Source organism: Alteromonas lipotrueiana (assembly GCF_019249245.1).
GTDB classification, from domain to species: Bacteria; Pseudomonadota; Gammaproteobacteria; order Enterobacterales; family Alteromonadaceae; genus Alteromonas; species Alteromonas lipotrueiana.
The window spans coordinates 27566-42996 of the sequence record NZ_JAESDK010000011.1 but is presented as its reverse complement, the minus strand read 5'-3'; the positions used below and the strand labels follow the sequence as shown (position 1 = coordinate 42996).

General features: G+C 45.2%; 12 protein-coding genes and 5 tRNA genes. 3 read left to right on the top strand and 14 right to left on the bottom strand.

All coding sequences use genetic code 11. The features are described from left to right. Positions 1 to 52: 52 nt before the first annotated feature. The 5 genes from lnt to miaB are packed head-to-tail and all read right to left on the bottom strand — an operon-like array spanning position 53 to position 5432. Positions 53 to 1549: an apolipoprotein N-acyltransferase gene (gene lnt, locus JK130_RS08915; RefSeq protein WP_246587741.1), complete on the bottom strand. Its 1497-nt coding sequence runs from the start codon at positions 1547 to 1549 to the stop codon at positions 53 to 55. A gap of 5 nt (positions 1550 to 1554) precedes the next feature. Then, positions 1555 to 2412, bottom strand: coding sequence for a CNNM family magnesium/cobalt transport protein CorC (corC, locus tag JK130_RS08910; RefSeq protein ID WP_218353964.1), 858 nt, complete (start codon positions 2410 to 2412; stop codon positions 1555 to 1557). 33 nt (positions 2413 to 2445) lie between these two features. Continuing rightward, complete coding sequence (gene ybeY / locus JK130_RS08905; RefSeq protein ID WP_218353963.1) at positions 2446 to 2919, bottom strand: rRNA maturation RNase YbeY; 474 nt, start codon at positions 2917 to 2919, stop codon at positions 2446 to 2448. After that, positions 2916 to 3977, bottom strand: coding sequence for a PhoH family protein (locus JK130_RS08900; protein WP_218353962.1), 1062 nt, complete (start codon positions 3975 to 3977; stop codon positions 2916 to 2918). Before JK130_RS08900 ends, ybeY begins: the two co-directional genes overlap by 4 nt. Positions 3978 to 3995: 18 nt before the next feature. Beyond that, positions 3996 to 5432 carry a tRNA (N6-isopentenyl adenosine(37)-C2)-methylthiotransferase MiaB gene (gene miaB / locus JK130_RS08895; RefSeq protein ID WP_218353961.1) on the bottom strand — a complete coding sequence of 479 codons (1437 nt, stop codon included), beginning with the start codon at positions 5430 to 5432 and terminating at the stop codon, positions 3996 to 3998. A gap of 272 nt (positions 5433 to 5704) precedes the next feature. On the opposite strand from miaB, the gene JK130_RS08890 reads away from it, so the two are divergent. Then, complete coding sequence (locus JK130_RS08890) at positions 5705 to 6868, top strand: FAD-dependent monooxygenase (RefSeq protein WP_218353960.1); 1164 nt, start codon at positions 5705 to 5707, stop codon at positions 6866 to 6868. A 2-nt stretch (positions 6869 to 6870) separates the two neighbouring features. Beyond that, positions 6871 to 7047 (top strand): hypothetical protein, encoded by a 177-nt coding sequence (locus tag JK130_RS08885; RefSeq protein WP_218353959.1) that lies wholly within the window; start codon positions 6871 to 6873, stop codon positions 7045 to 7047. 45 nt (positions 7048 to 7092) lie between these two features. Here JK130_RS08885 and JK130_RS08880 read toward each other — a convergent pair whose 3' ends face one another. Continuing rightward, positions 7093 to 7677 (bottom strand): TetR/AcrR family transcriptional regulator, encoded by a 585-nt coding sequence (locus JK130_RS08880; protein ID WP_218353958.1) that lies wholly within the window; start codon positions 7675 to 7677, stop codon positions 7093 to 7095. 106 nt (positions 7678 to 7783) lie between these two features. Here JK130_RS08880 and JK130_RS08875 point away from each other — a divergent pair, with 106 nt between their 5' ends. Continuing rightward, the gene (locus JK130_RS08875; RefSeq protein ID WP_218353957.1) at positions 7784 to 8332 is read left to right on the top strand and encodes a carboxymuconolactone decarboxylase family protein; all 549 of its coding nucleotides are present in this window, start codon (positions 7784 to 7786) and stop codon (positions 8330 to 8332) included. Positions 8333 to 8831: 499 nt separating this feature from the next. Here the strand turns inward: JK130_RS08875 and JK130_RS08870 are convergent, their stop codons facing one another. From JK130_RS08870 to JK130_RS08835, 8 genes are all read right to left on the bottom strand, one after another. Further along, positions 8832 to 10292, bottom strand: coding sequence for an alanine/glycine:cation symporter family protein (locus JK130_RS08870; RefSeq protein ID WP_218353956.1), 1461 nt, complete (start codon positions 10290 to 10292; stop codon positions 8832 to 8834). A gap of 162 nt (positions 10293 to 10454) precedes the next feature. Further along, positions 10455 to 10530, bottom strand: a tRNA-Gln gene (locus JK130_RS08865). A gap of 38 nt (positions 10531 to 10568) precedes the next feature. Continuing rightward, positions 10569 to 10645 (bottom strand) — tRNA-Met (locus tag JK130_RS08860). 49 nt (positions 10646 to 10694) lie between these two features. Beyond that, positions 10695 to 10770: transfer RNA gene (locus JK130_RS08855), tRNA-Gln, on the bottom strand. A 3-nt stretch (positions 10771 to 10773) separates the two neighbouring features. Then, a tRNA-Leu gene (locus JK130_RS08850) sits at positions 10774 to 10858 on the bottom strand. A 32-nt stretch (positions 10859 to 10890) separates the two neighbouring features. After that, positions 10891 to 10967: transfer RNA gene (locus tag JK130_RS08845), tRNA-Met, on the bottom strand. A gap of 672 nt (positions 10968 to 11639) precedes the next feature. Next, positions 11640 to 12320 carry a Fe2+-dependent dioxygenase gene (locus tag JK130_RS08840; RefSeq protein ID WP_218353955.1) on the bottom strand — a complete coding sequence of 227 codons (681 nt, stop codon included), beginning with the start codon at positions 12318 to 12320 and terminating at the stop codon, positions 11640 to 11642. Between the two features lie 27 nt (positions 12321 to 12347). Next, positions 12348 to 14651, bottom strand: coding sequence for a TonB-dependent receptor (locus JK130_RS08835; RefSeq protein ID WP_218353954.1), 2304 nt, complete (start codon positions 14649 to 14651; stop codon positions 12348 to 12350). Positions 14652 to 15431 lie beyond the last annotated feature (780 nt).

The window sequence follows — 15431 nt, the reverse complement described above, 5'->3', positions numbered from 1 at the left end:
AGGGGGTAAAATGGATCATGTTTGCCGACAAACACAATCTCAGGTAATCAGGTTATTTATGTCGCTGATACCACCAGACGCTTATAAGGGCGAACAATAAAATCATCGCCATCGGGAAGTCGCCGACAGAACGGTATGGGGTTGTGCCGCGAGTAATTTGCACTTTATCTGTAATTGTACCTTGTTCAAATTGTGGCAGCCGACTGGTAATCGCTCCCTTTGCGTCAATAAATGCCGTGATGCCATTGTTGGTTGCCCTAATAACAGGCCTGCCCATTTCTAATGCTCTGGTTTGAGCGATTTGCAAATGTTGTGCAGGTCCATGCGAATGGCCAAACCAGGCATCGTTACTGACCGTTAAAAGTATGTCGGTATCATTATGAATATTGGCGGCCACCTGACGCGGAAAGGCAATTTCAAAGCAAATAGCTGGAGCCAGTTGTATTCCATTTGCTTGTAAATTGGTCTGAGAAAAATCCCCGCGCGAAAAAGATGACATTGGTAAATCGAATAGTGGAGCGAGCGGGCGCAAAATATCCTCAAAGGGTACAAATTCGCCTATGGGTAAAAGATGATGTTTTGCATACCGGTTCGCCTCTGAATAACGATAATCTCCCCCAGGCTTATTATCTTGCTGGCCTAAAACAATAAGCGAGTTCCATATCTGTTCGGTTTCAAAGTTGTAATTTACAATACCTGTGACAATGGCCGTATTTTGGGTCGCCGCTTCGTTATCAAGCTCACGTAACCAGGCTCGGGATAAAAATTCCAGCTTTGGTATGGCAGCCTCAGGCCAAATGATCAAATCGTTATCTAGCAACGGGCGGGTAAGCGAACGGTACTTATCCATGATAGGTTGGTCTTGTTCGGGTTGCCACCGCATAGACTGTTCAATATTGCCCTGCACCATAGCTACATCAACAGTTTTGAGTACAGTAACCCACTGAATCTGTTGTAAAGCCCAGCCGGCTCCAAAAATTAATGCAACAGAAACACCCACGGGTTTTAATTGTCGCCTGCTTAACCAAACGGCGCAGCCAGTAGCTACAAAGACAATAAGGGCGCTGACGCCAGTTTCGCCGATTACCGGGAACCATCCTGCCAAGGGTGAGTCAAGCTGACTGTATCCCACCGATAGCCAGGGAAAACCTGAAAGTAACCAGCTGCGAAGCCATTCACTGGCGAACCACCAGGCGGGAAGTGTCAATGGCCACCATGCTGGTTTGAATAATTTTTTGGTAAGGTAAAAGGCAAGGGCAGGGAATAAAGCCAGATAGCTGCACAGCACCGCCATCAACCCGACAGAAGCGTATAGGGGTAAGCCGCCAAAATCAGCAATGCTTACGTGAACCCAGCTAATGCCGGCACCAAACCAGCCCAATCCGAATACCCAACCGCTTTTAAAGCCATTGTCGGGGCGACGTTGCAACTGGCGTACCGCTATTATCAAGCCTAAGTATGTGATTGGCCAAACGTTAAAGGGCGCGTAGGCAAGCGTCAGGCTGGCTCCACTGAACAACAGTAAAACCAAAGAAAAAAACGAGTTCAAAAATTTCACTCCAAAGAAGGAATTGTCACCTTGAGCTGCACTAACCGACGCTTGTCAGAGTGAGTAATTTTGAAATTAATATCGCCGATAACCACTTCTTCGTTGGTCGAAGGCATATGACCAAAGGCTTTAAGCACAATACCACCAATAGTATCGGCTTCTTCTTCACTAAAGCTGGTTTCAAAGAAACTATTAAACTCGTCGACCGGCGTTAGGGCTTTTACCGAATACGTGTATTTATTTAACGGCCGAATATCATCGGTGCCGTCTTCTTCGGTATCGTATTCGTCTTCAATCTCGCCCACGATAAGTTCAAGAATATCTTCAATGGTGACCAGCCCCGAAACGCCGCCATATTCGTCCACCACAATAGCCATGTGGTAGCGCTGCTGACGAAATTCTTTTAACAGTACATCTACCCGTTTACTTTCAGGAACAATCACGGCTGGACGCAAGACCGCCCGAAGTAAAAATTCTTTTTCAGTATTGAACATATAGGCCAGTAAATCTTTGGCCAGCAAAATACCTTCGATATGGTCTTTATCTTCGCTGATAACAGGGAATCGGGAGTGAGCAGACTCGAGCATAATAGGCAGAAACTCTTCTACCTTTTGGTCAATGTCGATAGTGGTCATCTGAGTACGGGGTATCATAATGTCTCTTACCCGCATTTCATTTACACCGATGACGCCCTCTATCATCTCCCGAGTCTGGGGATCGATTACTTCGCGCTGCTCAGCCTCGGTAATAACTTCGACCAGTTCTTTTTTACTTTGCGGCTCTCCGGAGAAAGTCAGTTTTAGCTTATCGAGCCAACTTTTCGACGAAGAGCCGTTGGTAGAGTGGGGGTTATCGTCGCTCATAGTATCCGTTTTTATTTATATCCGATGGTAAACTTAATGGTCTTGATAAGGGTCGTCAATGGCTAATTCGGCTAAGATCCGAATTTCCAGTGCTTCCATTTCCTCAGCCTGTGCATCATCAATGTGATCATAGCCAAGTAAATGCAAAATGCCATGAACAATCATATGAGCATAGTGATGTGCTACTTGCTTATTTTGTTCATTGGCTTCACGACTAATTATGGGGGCACAAACCACTAAATCTCCCAGAAGCGGCATTTCCATGCCCGGTGGTGATTCAAAGGGAAATGATAAAACATTGGTAGGTTTATCTTTGCCTCTGAATTGATGATTTAAAGACTGGGACTCTTCGATGCCCACAAAGCGTAGTGTCATTTCCTGATCGTATAGATCCAGCATAACAAAAACCATGTCGGCCCATTGTTGAAGCTGGCTGGCTTGAGGGATATCTGCGGCAATAGCTGCATCACCTTCATAAGCCAGCTGCAAATCAATAAGCGCGGTCACGAGGGCTTTGTTTCGCTATTCTCACGCGCTAAAGCTATTTTTTTAGCCTCTTCACGACGTGCCTGTTGCGCAGCTTCATGTTCAGCATCAAAACGTTCATAAGCCTGAACAATCCGTGCCACAACAGGATGACGCACTACGTCAGTTGCCGTGAAAAAGTTAAATGAAATGTCATTGACCTCTTTTAGTACATCAATAGCGTGTCGCAAGCCAGAACGTACGCCTCGAGGTAAATCAATTTGGGTAATGTCGCCTGTGATCACCGCTTTTGAATTAAAACCGATACGGGTCAGGAACATTTTCATTTGTTCTGAGGTGGTATTTTGGCTTTCATCCAAAATAATAAACGCATCGTTTAATGTACGCCCACGCATATACGCAAGTGGAGCAACTTCAATAACATTGCGTTCCATCAGTTTTTCGACTTTTTCAAAGCCCAGCATTTCAAACAGGGCGTCATAAAGTGGGCGTAAATAGGGATCAACTTTCTGTGACAAGTCGCCCGGTAGAAAACCCAGCTTTTCACCCGCCTCTACTGCGGGGCGGGTCAGTAAGATACGGCGAACTTCCTGACGTTCAAGCGCGTCCACTGCCGCCGCGACGGCCAGGTAAGTTTTACCCGTACCAGCCGGCCCTATACCAAAGGTAATATCGTGATTTATAATATTGGCAACATATTGACCCTGGTTTGGATTACGGGGCTTAATTACGCCGCGCTTTGTTTTTATATTAACTTCTTTGCCGGGGCGGGAAGAAGCGTCTTCCTGCTCTAAAACTTTAGACTCCTGAATGGCTAAATGTACCTGCTCAGAAGTCAGTTCGGCAGGCTGTCCTTTTACCGGCTGAGTTTCAACATACAGCTGCTTAAGTAACTCTGCTGCGCCACTGGTTTGTTGAGCATCACCTAAAACCCGAAACGCATTGTTACGGTAAGTTATTTCAACACCCAGACGACGTTCAATTTGTTTGATATTGTCATCAAACGGTCCACACAATACTGATAGCCGTTTGTTATCTTCAGGCTCTAATACAATTTCGTTGCTAACCAAATTACTCAAGCTACTTGATTCCTCACTTTAAACGGTTGGAACAAACTGACCCACTCCAAGGGCATCAGGTTGTTCTGGTTGATGTCTCGCGGTAATAGATTGGGGTGAAACTGCTACACGCAACCCCATTTCGTTTTCGCGTCGAATTACATCACCACGAAGCGAATTGGTGAACACATCGGTAATGTGCACATCAATAAATTCGCCAATCATATCTGGGGTGCCTTCAAAGTTGACTACCCGATTGTTTTCAGTACGCCCTGAAAGCTCCATTGGGTTCTTTTTCGATGGGCCTTCAACCAAAATACGTTGCTGGGTGCCAACCATATGACGAGCAATACGCAATGCTTGCTGAGTAATACGCTGCTGCAACAGGTGTAAACGTTGTTTTTTTGTTGCTTCAGAAACATCATCAACAGCATCAGCTGCTGGTGTACCGGGGCGGGCACTGTAAATAAAGCTAAAGCTCAGATCAAAATCAACGGCCTGAATCAGGTCCATAGTTGCTTCAAAGTCGGCGTCAGTTTCGCCCGGAAAACCAATAATAAAATCAGATGACATACTAATATTGGGACGCACTTTACGTAATTTGCGTATCCGCGACTTATATTCTAATGCCGTATGACCGCGCTTCATCAACGTCAACACCCGGTCTGAACCGCTTTGAACCGGTAAATGCAAATGATCTACGAGCTCGGGAATCGTTTCGTAGGCAGCGATAATATCATCAGTAAACTCGACCGGATGCGAGGTGGTATAACGAATTCTGTCGATACCGTCTATGGCGGCCACCAGTTCTAACAACTCTGAAAAGTAGCACATTGTTCCATCATGATGTTCGCCGCGAAAGGCGTTCACATTCTGTCCCAGTAAATTAACTTCACGAACGCCTTGTTCAGCAAGCTGTGCGACTTCTAACAGAACATCGTCTACCGGACGACTGACCTCTTCACCACGGGTATACGGTACTACGCAAAATGTACAGTACTTCGAACAACCTTCCATAATAGAAACAAAGGCGGTCGGCCCTTCAGCCCGAGGCTCAGGTAAACGGTCGAACTTTTCAATTTCAGGAAAACTGATGTCGACCACCGACTTGGCACCGCCTTGTAAATCGTTGATCATTTCAGGTAATCGATGCAAGGTTTGAGGTCCGAAAACCAAATCGACAAAGGGCGCGCGCTGACGAATAGCATCACCTTCTTGAGAGGCCACACAGCCACCCACACCAATGATCAATTCAGGCTTATCCTGCTTAAGATTTTTCCAACGACCCAGTTGGTGAAATACTTTTTCCTGTGCTTTTTCTCTTATTGAGCAGGTATTAAGCAAAATGATATCAGCATCTTCTGCTTCTTCTGCACGAGTATAGCCGTGAGTTGAGTCGAGCAGGTCTGCCATTTTGTCCGAGTCGTACTCGTTCATCTGGCAGCCCCAGGTTTTAATAAAAAGCTTTTTAGTCATAGCGAATACAGTCAGTTCAGGTTTTAACCCACCCCTTTTTCATAGTCCTGATAATGGTAAATTGTGCGCACCTTGCGCATCGCGTCACTGCCAGCAAGAGGGATGGATAAATGTTCAAAATAGCCGCGTATTTTACCTGCTATAAGCGTGTTTGCCCAGCGATTGTACAGAATCTTAATCGAAAATTAGTAAGAGTCTCGTATGATATAAAGCACATTATGACCTAAGCCCTTGTTTAGGTCATAATAAGGTGAATAAGGGCAGGAGAGCATATGTACGATTTTTGCGTAAACGGTGCAGGTATGATTGGCGCCACGCTGGCGTTAGGACTATTGCGTCAGGGATATAAAGTGGCCTTGATAGATCCAGCGCCGCCCAAACCTTTTGAACCAGACCAGCCACCCGACTTGCGTGTAAGTGCTATTTCAGCCGGTTCGGCGGCATTGTTGCAGTCTTTAGGGGCGTGGGAGTTAATTCCCGACTCGCGGCTCAGGCCGTATAGCAAACTTTCGGTCTGGGAAAAAAAACAGGCGACCACTGATTTTGATGCGCACCTTCTGGGTAAAAGTATATTAGGTTATTTTTGTGAAAATCGGCTTATTCAACTGGCTTGCCTGAACGCAATTGAATTACAACAGCATACTGCCAATCTGACCCGCTATACGCAGGCGCCCCAGGCAATTCAATGGAACCAGGTTCATGGTTGTACTGTTGTTCTACAAAACCAGCGTACCATTGAAGCGCGATGGGTTATCGGGGCCGACGGTGCGACGTCGTTTGTTCGCCAGCAGGCGGCTATTGGTACACAGGGCTGGCAATATGGCCAGCAGGCACTGGGAGTGATTGTTGAGACAACGCAGGCACAACCTGATTGGACGTGGCAAGAATTCCACCCTAGCGGACCACGGGCATTTTTACCTATGTACAAAAATTTTGGCTCGTTTGTATGGTACGACTCGCCAGCGCGAATCCGCCAGTTAAAAGCAATGAACAATACACAACTCACCCAGGCGATTGAAGAATCTTTTGCGAACATCACCGGCAAATTTAAGATACAAGGCAAAGCGGCGTTTCCTTTATCTCGCATGCATGCAAAGCAATATGTTAAAAATCAGGCTATTTTGGTAGGCGATGCTGCCCATACTATTAATCCTTTGGCGGGGCAGGGGGTTAATATTGGCTTTAAAGATGTGCAGGCCCTGCTTAAAACTACTGAGCCCGGGTCGACAACACTTGATATACAGAGATTTAAGCAGGGCTACGAGCATCGTCGTCGGCGCGACAACCTGGCGATGATGAGCGCGATGGATGCGTTCTACCTGTTGTTTAGCAATGATGTGTCTGCAGTAAAGTGGTTACGAACCGGCATGCTGAAGATGGCTCAGCAAACCGATTTTGCTAAACGTCAAATTTTGCAATATGCCATGGGGATGTGATTATGGAAGTATTAATAATTCTGGGTGTGCTGTTTTTAACCCTGTTAGTTGTAGTGCCGCTAATTGAGCGTTCGAACATGCGGGTCAGCAGCGAAACGGCCGGCAAAATTGCCCGCTGGATATGGCCGCTGATAATGATTTCGCTAGTCATTCAGCTTATCGTGATGATAGCCCGATAGCCCGATAGCCCGATAGCCCGATAGCCCAGTCGTGACCACGCACCATTAGCCATTGTGCGGCCACTGATGTTGTAGGTCGATAAGTAGTTTATCAATGAAGTACACAATATCTTCATCATTGCGAGATACAAACGCAGTGTTTCTCAGTCCGACAAATTGTATTTGTAGCCACTGACCTATTTTATCGACAGAAGTAACACTGCAAAGCAAATTTTGCTGTTGCAGCGAGATGGCTAGGGCAATAAAGCCCTGAAGCATTTTAGCCATAGCATCATCCAAGGCTTCGGCCGCTCTATCTTCAAGCTTACTGCTTTCTGCCATGGCATTGAGCAATAGGCATTGACGCTGATAGCGTTGCTCCTCCGGTTTTAGAAGCTCCTGAATAAACATTTGTCGGGTGGCTTCAAGGCCATCTTTTTCAAGCGCGCTTTGTTCTAAGCGCGCCAGAATTTGTTCTGCATAATGTACAATTACCTGTTCAAATAACTCAGACTTACTTTGAAAGCGTGAATAAAGACTACCGGGGCGCAAATCCAAAGCCTGTTGGATATCGCGCATACTGGTGGCCTGATAACCTTTGCGCCAAAATAAATCTGTAGCGATATTTAACATAGTTGTGCGATCTGACATAAAACCTATAGCCTTAATATTTTGAACATTTGTTCACTCACCCCATTGAACAACTGTTCAGGTGCCCCCAGTATATGAGATGAACATTTACTAACAGGAGAGGCGAATGACAGATTTTACCCTTTATGACGAAACGAATGCACCTGAAAAATCAAAAGCATTACTTGAAGAGTCAAAAAAATCTTTCGGAATGATTCCTAATTTGCATGCGGTAATGGCTGAAGCCCCAGGACTGCTTGAAGGTTATCAAAAGCTTCATGAATTAGCGTTAAATTCTTCCTTTGATAAAGAACAGCTAACGGTAGTGTGGCAAACATTGAATGTAGAGCATGAGTGCCATTATTGTGTGCCGGCTCATACGGGTATTGCGAAAAATATGGACGTAAATGACGAGCTGATCCAAAAGCTTCGTGACGATAAGAAGTTGTCAGACACCAAGCTAAATACGTTAAAAAATACTGTATTAGCGCTGACGCGCGGACGCGGTAATGTCGATGACGATACACTGAAAACGTTTTTTGATGCGGGTTTTACCCGTCAGCAATTGCTTGAGATTATCACGATAATGGCGCAAAAGTTGATGAGCAACTACACGAATCATCTTGCGAATACCCCGGTAGATGAACCCTTTAAAAAGTTTGAGTGGTCCAAGTAAAACAGTAACGACAGTATAAGCGCCCTTAGGGCGCTTTTTTTGTATTCAAATATTGGGCTAAGCACCTGATTTTTCTGTTTCAAAACCAAAGTGCTAATAAATTAAAGCGCCGCGCAGTTGAAGCGATGAAGTTTCTGCCAAAGACTTGAACACAGTCTACAGTCTACAGTCTACAGTCTACAGTCTACAGCCGTATCAATAAGTTTGTGTTTGTATGTGTACAGTGACTTTATGGCTGGGCAACCATGTGGAAAAGTGACTTGCCACTGCATTAAGCAAACGCGAATATCAACAATTTTTACCTGAACTCACTTTCCCCAACGCTTTTAAAGGCTCGCTATTACACTGACGTCTAAACGATATTGAACCGGTTCGATAAACTAAAAAGCCCAGGTTTGATATAGCATCGTCTCCGGGCTTTTTAGTCAATTTAAAGCAATGGGCTGTTTGTTATAAAAGCCCTCGATTTAAATTGTTTCTGGCAACCATAAATATCTTTTTACCAGATTCCTTTTTCAGACTTACCCTGAATTTCGCAGTCGCCATCAGCATATTCAGGGCGCTCACCCCGATCCAGTTTAGTAAAGTAATCCCGGCAAATAGAAACGATAGTCGGTGTCATCCAAATAATAGCAATGATATTTATTACCGACATCAAGCCTAGCGCCATATCCGCCATAGCCCACACGGTAGGTAAAGCCGCCATTGAGCCCCATAAAATCATACCCAGATAACCCGCAGTATAAATGAGACGGCCGGGTTTATTATCGAGTTTGAATATGTGTAAATTGCTCTCACCATACGCGTAGTTTGCAACCACCGAGGTGAAGGCGAATAAACAAATAGCCGCAGAAATAAAGTCAGTGCCCGACGCGCCAATATGAATACTCAATGCCTCTTGCGTTAAACCTATGCCGCCCATGCCTTCAGCCGCATTTTCTTGACCAGCCAATAAAATGATAAATGCAGTACAAGTACATAAAATCATGGTGTCAAAAAAGACCCCCAGCATCTGCACATAGCCCTGCGAAACCGGATGATTTGGGTTTGGGGCCGCGCCTGCAGCAGCGTGCGGAACACTCCCGGAACCAGCCTCATTGGAATACAGCCCTCGTTGGATACCGTTTTTAATGGCAGCGCCTAACGCGCCGGCACCGGCCTCTTCAAGACCAAATGCAGAATAGATAATGTGCATAATCATGTCTGGAACAGCGCTGATATTCATAAATGTAATGACCAGGGCCACTATAATATAGCCCACACCCATAAAGGGCACTGCTAACTCAGCAAAGCGCGCAATACCGCGTAAACCACCCACCACTATCATCGCAGCTAATGCAATAATGGCGATACCAGAGTATAGGGTGGGAATAGCGTAAGCGTTTTCCAGAGCGTCTGTAATAGTATTGGCCTGCACCGCACTAAATACGAAACCATATCCTAAAAACAAACAAAGAGAGAAGGCGACCGCCAACCAGGTTTTGTTCAGGCCTTGTTTGATGTAATAAGCAGGGCCCCCCCTAAACTCTCCGTTATCATCTTTTACTTTGTACAATTGCCCCAGAACGCTTTCAGCAAAGCCGGTCGCCATACCAATCAGGGCAATCATCCACATCCAGAAAATGGCACCTGCGCCACCTAAAGAGATAGCAACAGCAACACCTGCCAAGTTACCGGTACCCACTCGTGCCGAAAGACTTGTACACAACGCCTGAAAAGAACTGATACCTTCGGTCGTCGATTTTGTGCTGCCTTTCATTATCGAGAACATATAACCGAAGTGACGAATCTGAACCGCACGCAGTTTCCATGTAAACCATAAACCACAAAAGACCAGCATATAAATCAGAAGTGGGCCGGTGGCAAAATTGATATCACCTACAACGGGTACCGATTGATTGAATGACAGTCCATCCCCCCACAGCACGTTATTCACGGCCGCGACAATTTTTTCAATCACTGAATTTCCTTGGAAAGCTTTTCTTAATGAATAAACATCTTACCACGTGGTGTAGGAACCGAAAGTAGCAGAATCCGCATTACCGATTGTTTTAAAGCAAAAAACAATCTCACCCAAGCTTACGGATTAAATGACAAATGAGTTTTAAAAAAACAGAAGGGATGGCTGGGGTAGCTGGACTCGAACCAACGAATAACGGGATCAAAACCCGCTGCCTTACCAACTTGGCTATACCCCAATAAAGCTTTGTATAGAATACCACAAACTTATTGAAATTGGTGGCTACGGCGAGATTCGAACTTGCGACCCCATCATTATGAGTGATGTGCTCTAACCAACTGAGCTACATAGCCTGATTTTTCTTTCATAAAAAAACCGGTCGGAGAGACCGGTTTTTAAAAGTGGCTGGGGTAGCTGGACTCGAACCAACGAATAGCGGGATCAAAACCCGGTGCCTTACCAACTTGGCTATACCCCAACATGGTGCGGAAGGAGAGACTTGAACTCTCACGCCGTGAAGCACTGGAACCTAAATCCAGCGTGTCTACCAATTCCACCACTCCCGCACTGTTGAACACTTCGACTTAAGAGAAAAAAATGGTGGCTACGGCGAGATTCGAACTTGCGACCCCATCATTATGAGTGATGTGCTCTAACCAACTGAGCTACGTAGCCTCGTCACTTTTTCTCTTCCCCTTAAGGAAGTGGCGCGTATTATGCGAATATGACGGGGTCTCGTCAACCCCTTTTTTACTAACTTTATTCAAGTGCTCACAATATATACCGAAACAGCTATTTTGAGCAGTAAGTGTACGAAAATAAGACAAAATTGCTGTGTTAAGACCATCTTTTCTCTCAGTAAGTCTATATTCTGATAAAATTTTGTTATTCATTGAGATAACCACTAGCGCAACCTTCGGCTTTTCTACTCTGATTTTTTTCATTGTTTTTCAAAAATAGTTACTCACACTATTTAAACGGCTAGAGCCGCATTTGTTACTAACATGATGGCTTGACGCTCAAGACTCAAATGTAAACCCCTTTCCCGTGTTGCGGTAAAATAATGCCCCAGGGTTTTGGTTTATAGCTTAGGTATCAAGCCTCAAGCAGCTACTCATCACGGTAAGATGATATGAAGCTGATGCTACAAACTTGCTTTAAAAGGGAAGTGGAGCGAAGACCGGACAAAGAGGTTAAATGGTGTATATAAATAGTGCGGAAATACAGAGGTCTATCGGTATCAAACGTCATGACTAACTTCAGCAGTGATTAAAAAGGGTGGCCGCCCGCATGCTTTATTACGGTTGGTATTAGCACCTGTGAGGCCACTATTGGCCACCTGCTTTTTTATAACGTGGTAAATTGCCGAATCAAATTATGATAAACACGATGTAACTTATCAAGTTCAGCCCGTTGTGTGCTACCCGCCTGAATAAGCGTCTGAATGACGTCGTCTAACTCATGTAAACTGGCCCGAACAGCGGCATCACTCACCATACTTTGAATCCAGGTGATAGCAGCCAAACGCTGGCCTTTGGTTACCGGATTGACTTTGTGCAAACTGGATGAAGTATAAAGTACCGCGCTTCCTGCATTCAGTTTCACTGCTTGTTCGCCAAAACCTGTCTGAATAACCAGCTCGCCACCAAGATACGACTGTGGATCTGATAAAAACACTGTCATGGACATATCGCTGCGCATAACTTCGGTGGTTCCGGGTATACGCATAATAGCGGCATCGACGTGGTAGCCGTATTTCTGACTTTCACTGTAGCGATTAAAACAAGGTGGAAAAATACGCTGCGGTAACGCGCCCGAAACAACCTTTGTATGGTTTCCCAGTGAGCCAAGCAATTGGTTCGCCAACTGGCGTATTTCTGGATTTGACGCATCGGCCTGACCATTATTTTTAACCTGAGCTGCCATGCCCTTAGCGGTGGCGGTTCCACTACTAAACGCCGCGCAGGCAAGTGTGTCGCAGTAGTGCTTTACCTCAGCCGTGTTTAGTAAGCCTTCAATAACAATCATAGTGCAGCGTATTCCTATAGGTTTTAATTAAAATGTATAGCTTAGAGTACCGGTTAAACTTCTGCCGTCGCCTATATACATAAAGGCACCAGAACGGTATGCAGCGGTCCAGTATTCTTCATCCAGCGCGTTACCCACATTAACCTGCAACGTGAGTCTTTGCGTTGCATAGTAGCTGGCAAATAAATTGATGACCTGGTAACTTGGTACCACAATTGCGTATTCTCCGGTTTCGGCATTGTAGCCGGCAGCGGTATCTGGTTGCCCTCCGTACATTTTTGACTGATAGCTATAGGCGCCCCCAACGGCAAATTGCTCATTTGGCTGATATCGCAGTTGCAGATAAAAGCTCTCATCAGCAAAGTTGCTCAACGTAAGTCCGATATTGTCAGGGTTAAAAGATTCACGTATTTGTGAGTCCATAAACGCTGCTGAAGCTTGAACACTAAGCTTTTCGGTTATATCTCCGCTGACACCAAATTCGATACCCTGAACACGATTTTCGCCGGTATTCAGAGTGCCCAGGGTAGAGTAAGCATCACCGACACTTTCATGAACATCGTCTTTGGTAATACGAAACAGCGCCGCGTTGGTCATTAGGTTGTCATCAAATAACATCCATTTAATGCCTAGCTCAATATTTTCGACGTGTTCTGGATCGGCCTGCGCAGCTTGTTCGGGAGTGCCACACAATCCCCCGTAACCGCAGTTAGCGCCTAAATCTGATTCGCCGCCATTGATATTGGTTGCGGTGCTGTAGGCCGCGTAAAGATTACCAGATTCAGAAAGTGCATAGACCAACCCCAAATGGCCATTAAAAAGGTCGTCTGAAAAAGCAAAGACCTGTTCGCCGCTGCGTCCTGAGGTTTCATTAGTATAATCGTAGCTGTCTGCGCGAAGCCCAAAGAAGGCATCCAGGTTGTCGGTTAGCGCCACGGTGTCCATAATATAAAACGAATAGGTTTCAATATCATATAGCGCATCAGCCTCTGCACGTTCAAAATTACGGTTAGTCAGACGGCCGATATTGTCTATCACATTACCAGTGGCATCGGTAATACAGTAACCTTCAGAAATGCCGCGGCGCCCGTCAACTAAGCAGTTGGCTAGATTCCCATTTTCAATCGAAAATGTACCGTTATCTACAGATTCATCGGTATATTCAAAACCAAAAACCAGCCTGTGATCAAACCCTAAAAAAGGCGTATCCCAGAATAAATTAAATTGGGTAGTGATATAGTCAACATCTTGCCAGCCCTGGTGTGTGCTTAGGTTCAAGGTTTCAGCGCCAGGCGCTATAATATCGGTATCTGCACGCGTGCTACCGCTCATGCCGGTAGTAATATATTCATTCTCGGTTTTTCCTGCACGAGTTGCGTTATAAAAACGTAGGGTGTCGCTTAATTCATATTCGGTACGCAGAGTAAAAGTGGTGACTTCAGAATTCAAAAAGTCTTCGTCCTGAGCATAAACCGGAATATCTTCAAGAGGAAAGTTATTGTCGCTATTATAGTAGCTTCCTAAATCGGGGCGGTCTTTTGCGTCCAGATAGTAAACATCACCAATAAACGACAATTTGTCAGTGGGATGAACCACATAAGAAAGTTGAGCACCGGTGCGCTCTCTTTCAATACCTTCGCGGCCTGGCTTATCTTCTTCTGCAAATAAACCGTTGATTCTAAGCGCGCTATCGGGGGTGAGCGTTTTGTTATAGTCAAGGGTAAATCGCGTATGCTCATCCGTTCCTACACTTGCATCTACGCGTCCGAAGTTGTAGCTGGTCGACGCTTTTTTAGTAATGCTATTTACAGCGCCTCCTGATGAACCGCGACCGGCAAAGGTAGAGCTTGGACCTTTCGTTATCTCGACACGCTCAGTAGCAAAGCTTTCTCGGGTAGTCATACCGGGGTCCCGCAAGCCGTCTACAAATACATCACTACGTGCTTCATGGCCCCTGATAATATAGCGGTCGCCAAACGCGTTTCCATTTTCACCGGTACCTAAAGTGACCCCGGCCTGGGCGGCCAGTATATCTTTGAGATCGGTTTTTCCGCTTTCCTGAATTTGATCCTGAGTCAACACACTTATTGTTTGTGGAGTATCTACCAAATCAGCTAAGCGGCGGGGGTCGCCCGACTTATCATAACGGTAAATTGACTGCTGTATCCCATGAACCCGAATAAGTTCAATGGTATCGTCATCTGGAACCGTACACTGTTCAGAAGTGTCTTCATGACATTCGGTAGAGTCCTGCGCCCATGCAGCTCCTTGTCCAAAGGCGAGTGCGGCTGCAATAGTGTGTGCGCCCATTGATATCTTTTTGTTCTTCATCTGTATTTTCCTTGTTTTAACGACGACGAAGTGTAGCCAAAACCATACATTATGTAAATGCAAATGATAATAATTATCAAGCGCATTTAATTATAAGTGTTAGTGGAAAGAAGTTTGTATATTTGCGAGCATCAGAAATTTGTAGCAAGCGTTTGCTCAACAGGTGAAATAACTTAAAAAGCGTTTAAAAAAGCTCGGTTATTCCTGGCTGCGTGATGACTGGTTTCTATAAACGGCGACTAAAAACGTACTTTAAATAGCGACTGAAGCGGATAGTGGGGCTGTTTAGCTTTCGCGTATGACCTAACTAATCGGAATAAGAAGTATCGGATGAAGAGATAAAAGCCATGCAAAAATCTAAAAAGAACTGGCCTGGTCGGCAGGTTACACCAGATTGTAATCTCGCCATACTGGTTAGGTGGCGTTAAGTACAGGATGAAAAATCCAGATTGAAAAAGGGATACGAAACCAGAGTTAGACGTGGATGAAATTGTTACTGTGAGTAGTGGTGTTTAATCAGTGTTCATTGGTATCGTTATTGAACTTAACTTAGTAATTTTTGCCCGTGAGTTGGACAGCTAATGCTTTTGATTAGGAAACTATGCAATAAGGTTAAGTAACGTAGTGTGGGTTACGTTAAGTTAAGCGACGTGTTTTTTCAACTTGTGCGCTTCGCTGTAGGTAAGGCACTGACTTTTACCGCGAGCTATTTTCGAGAAAAAACTTCATAGTTCAGGTGGTCTGATGTAGATTTTTTTCTGTCCAGATCGTGCGAAAGGG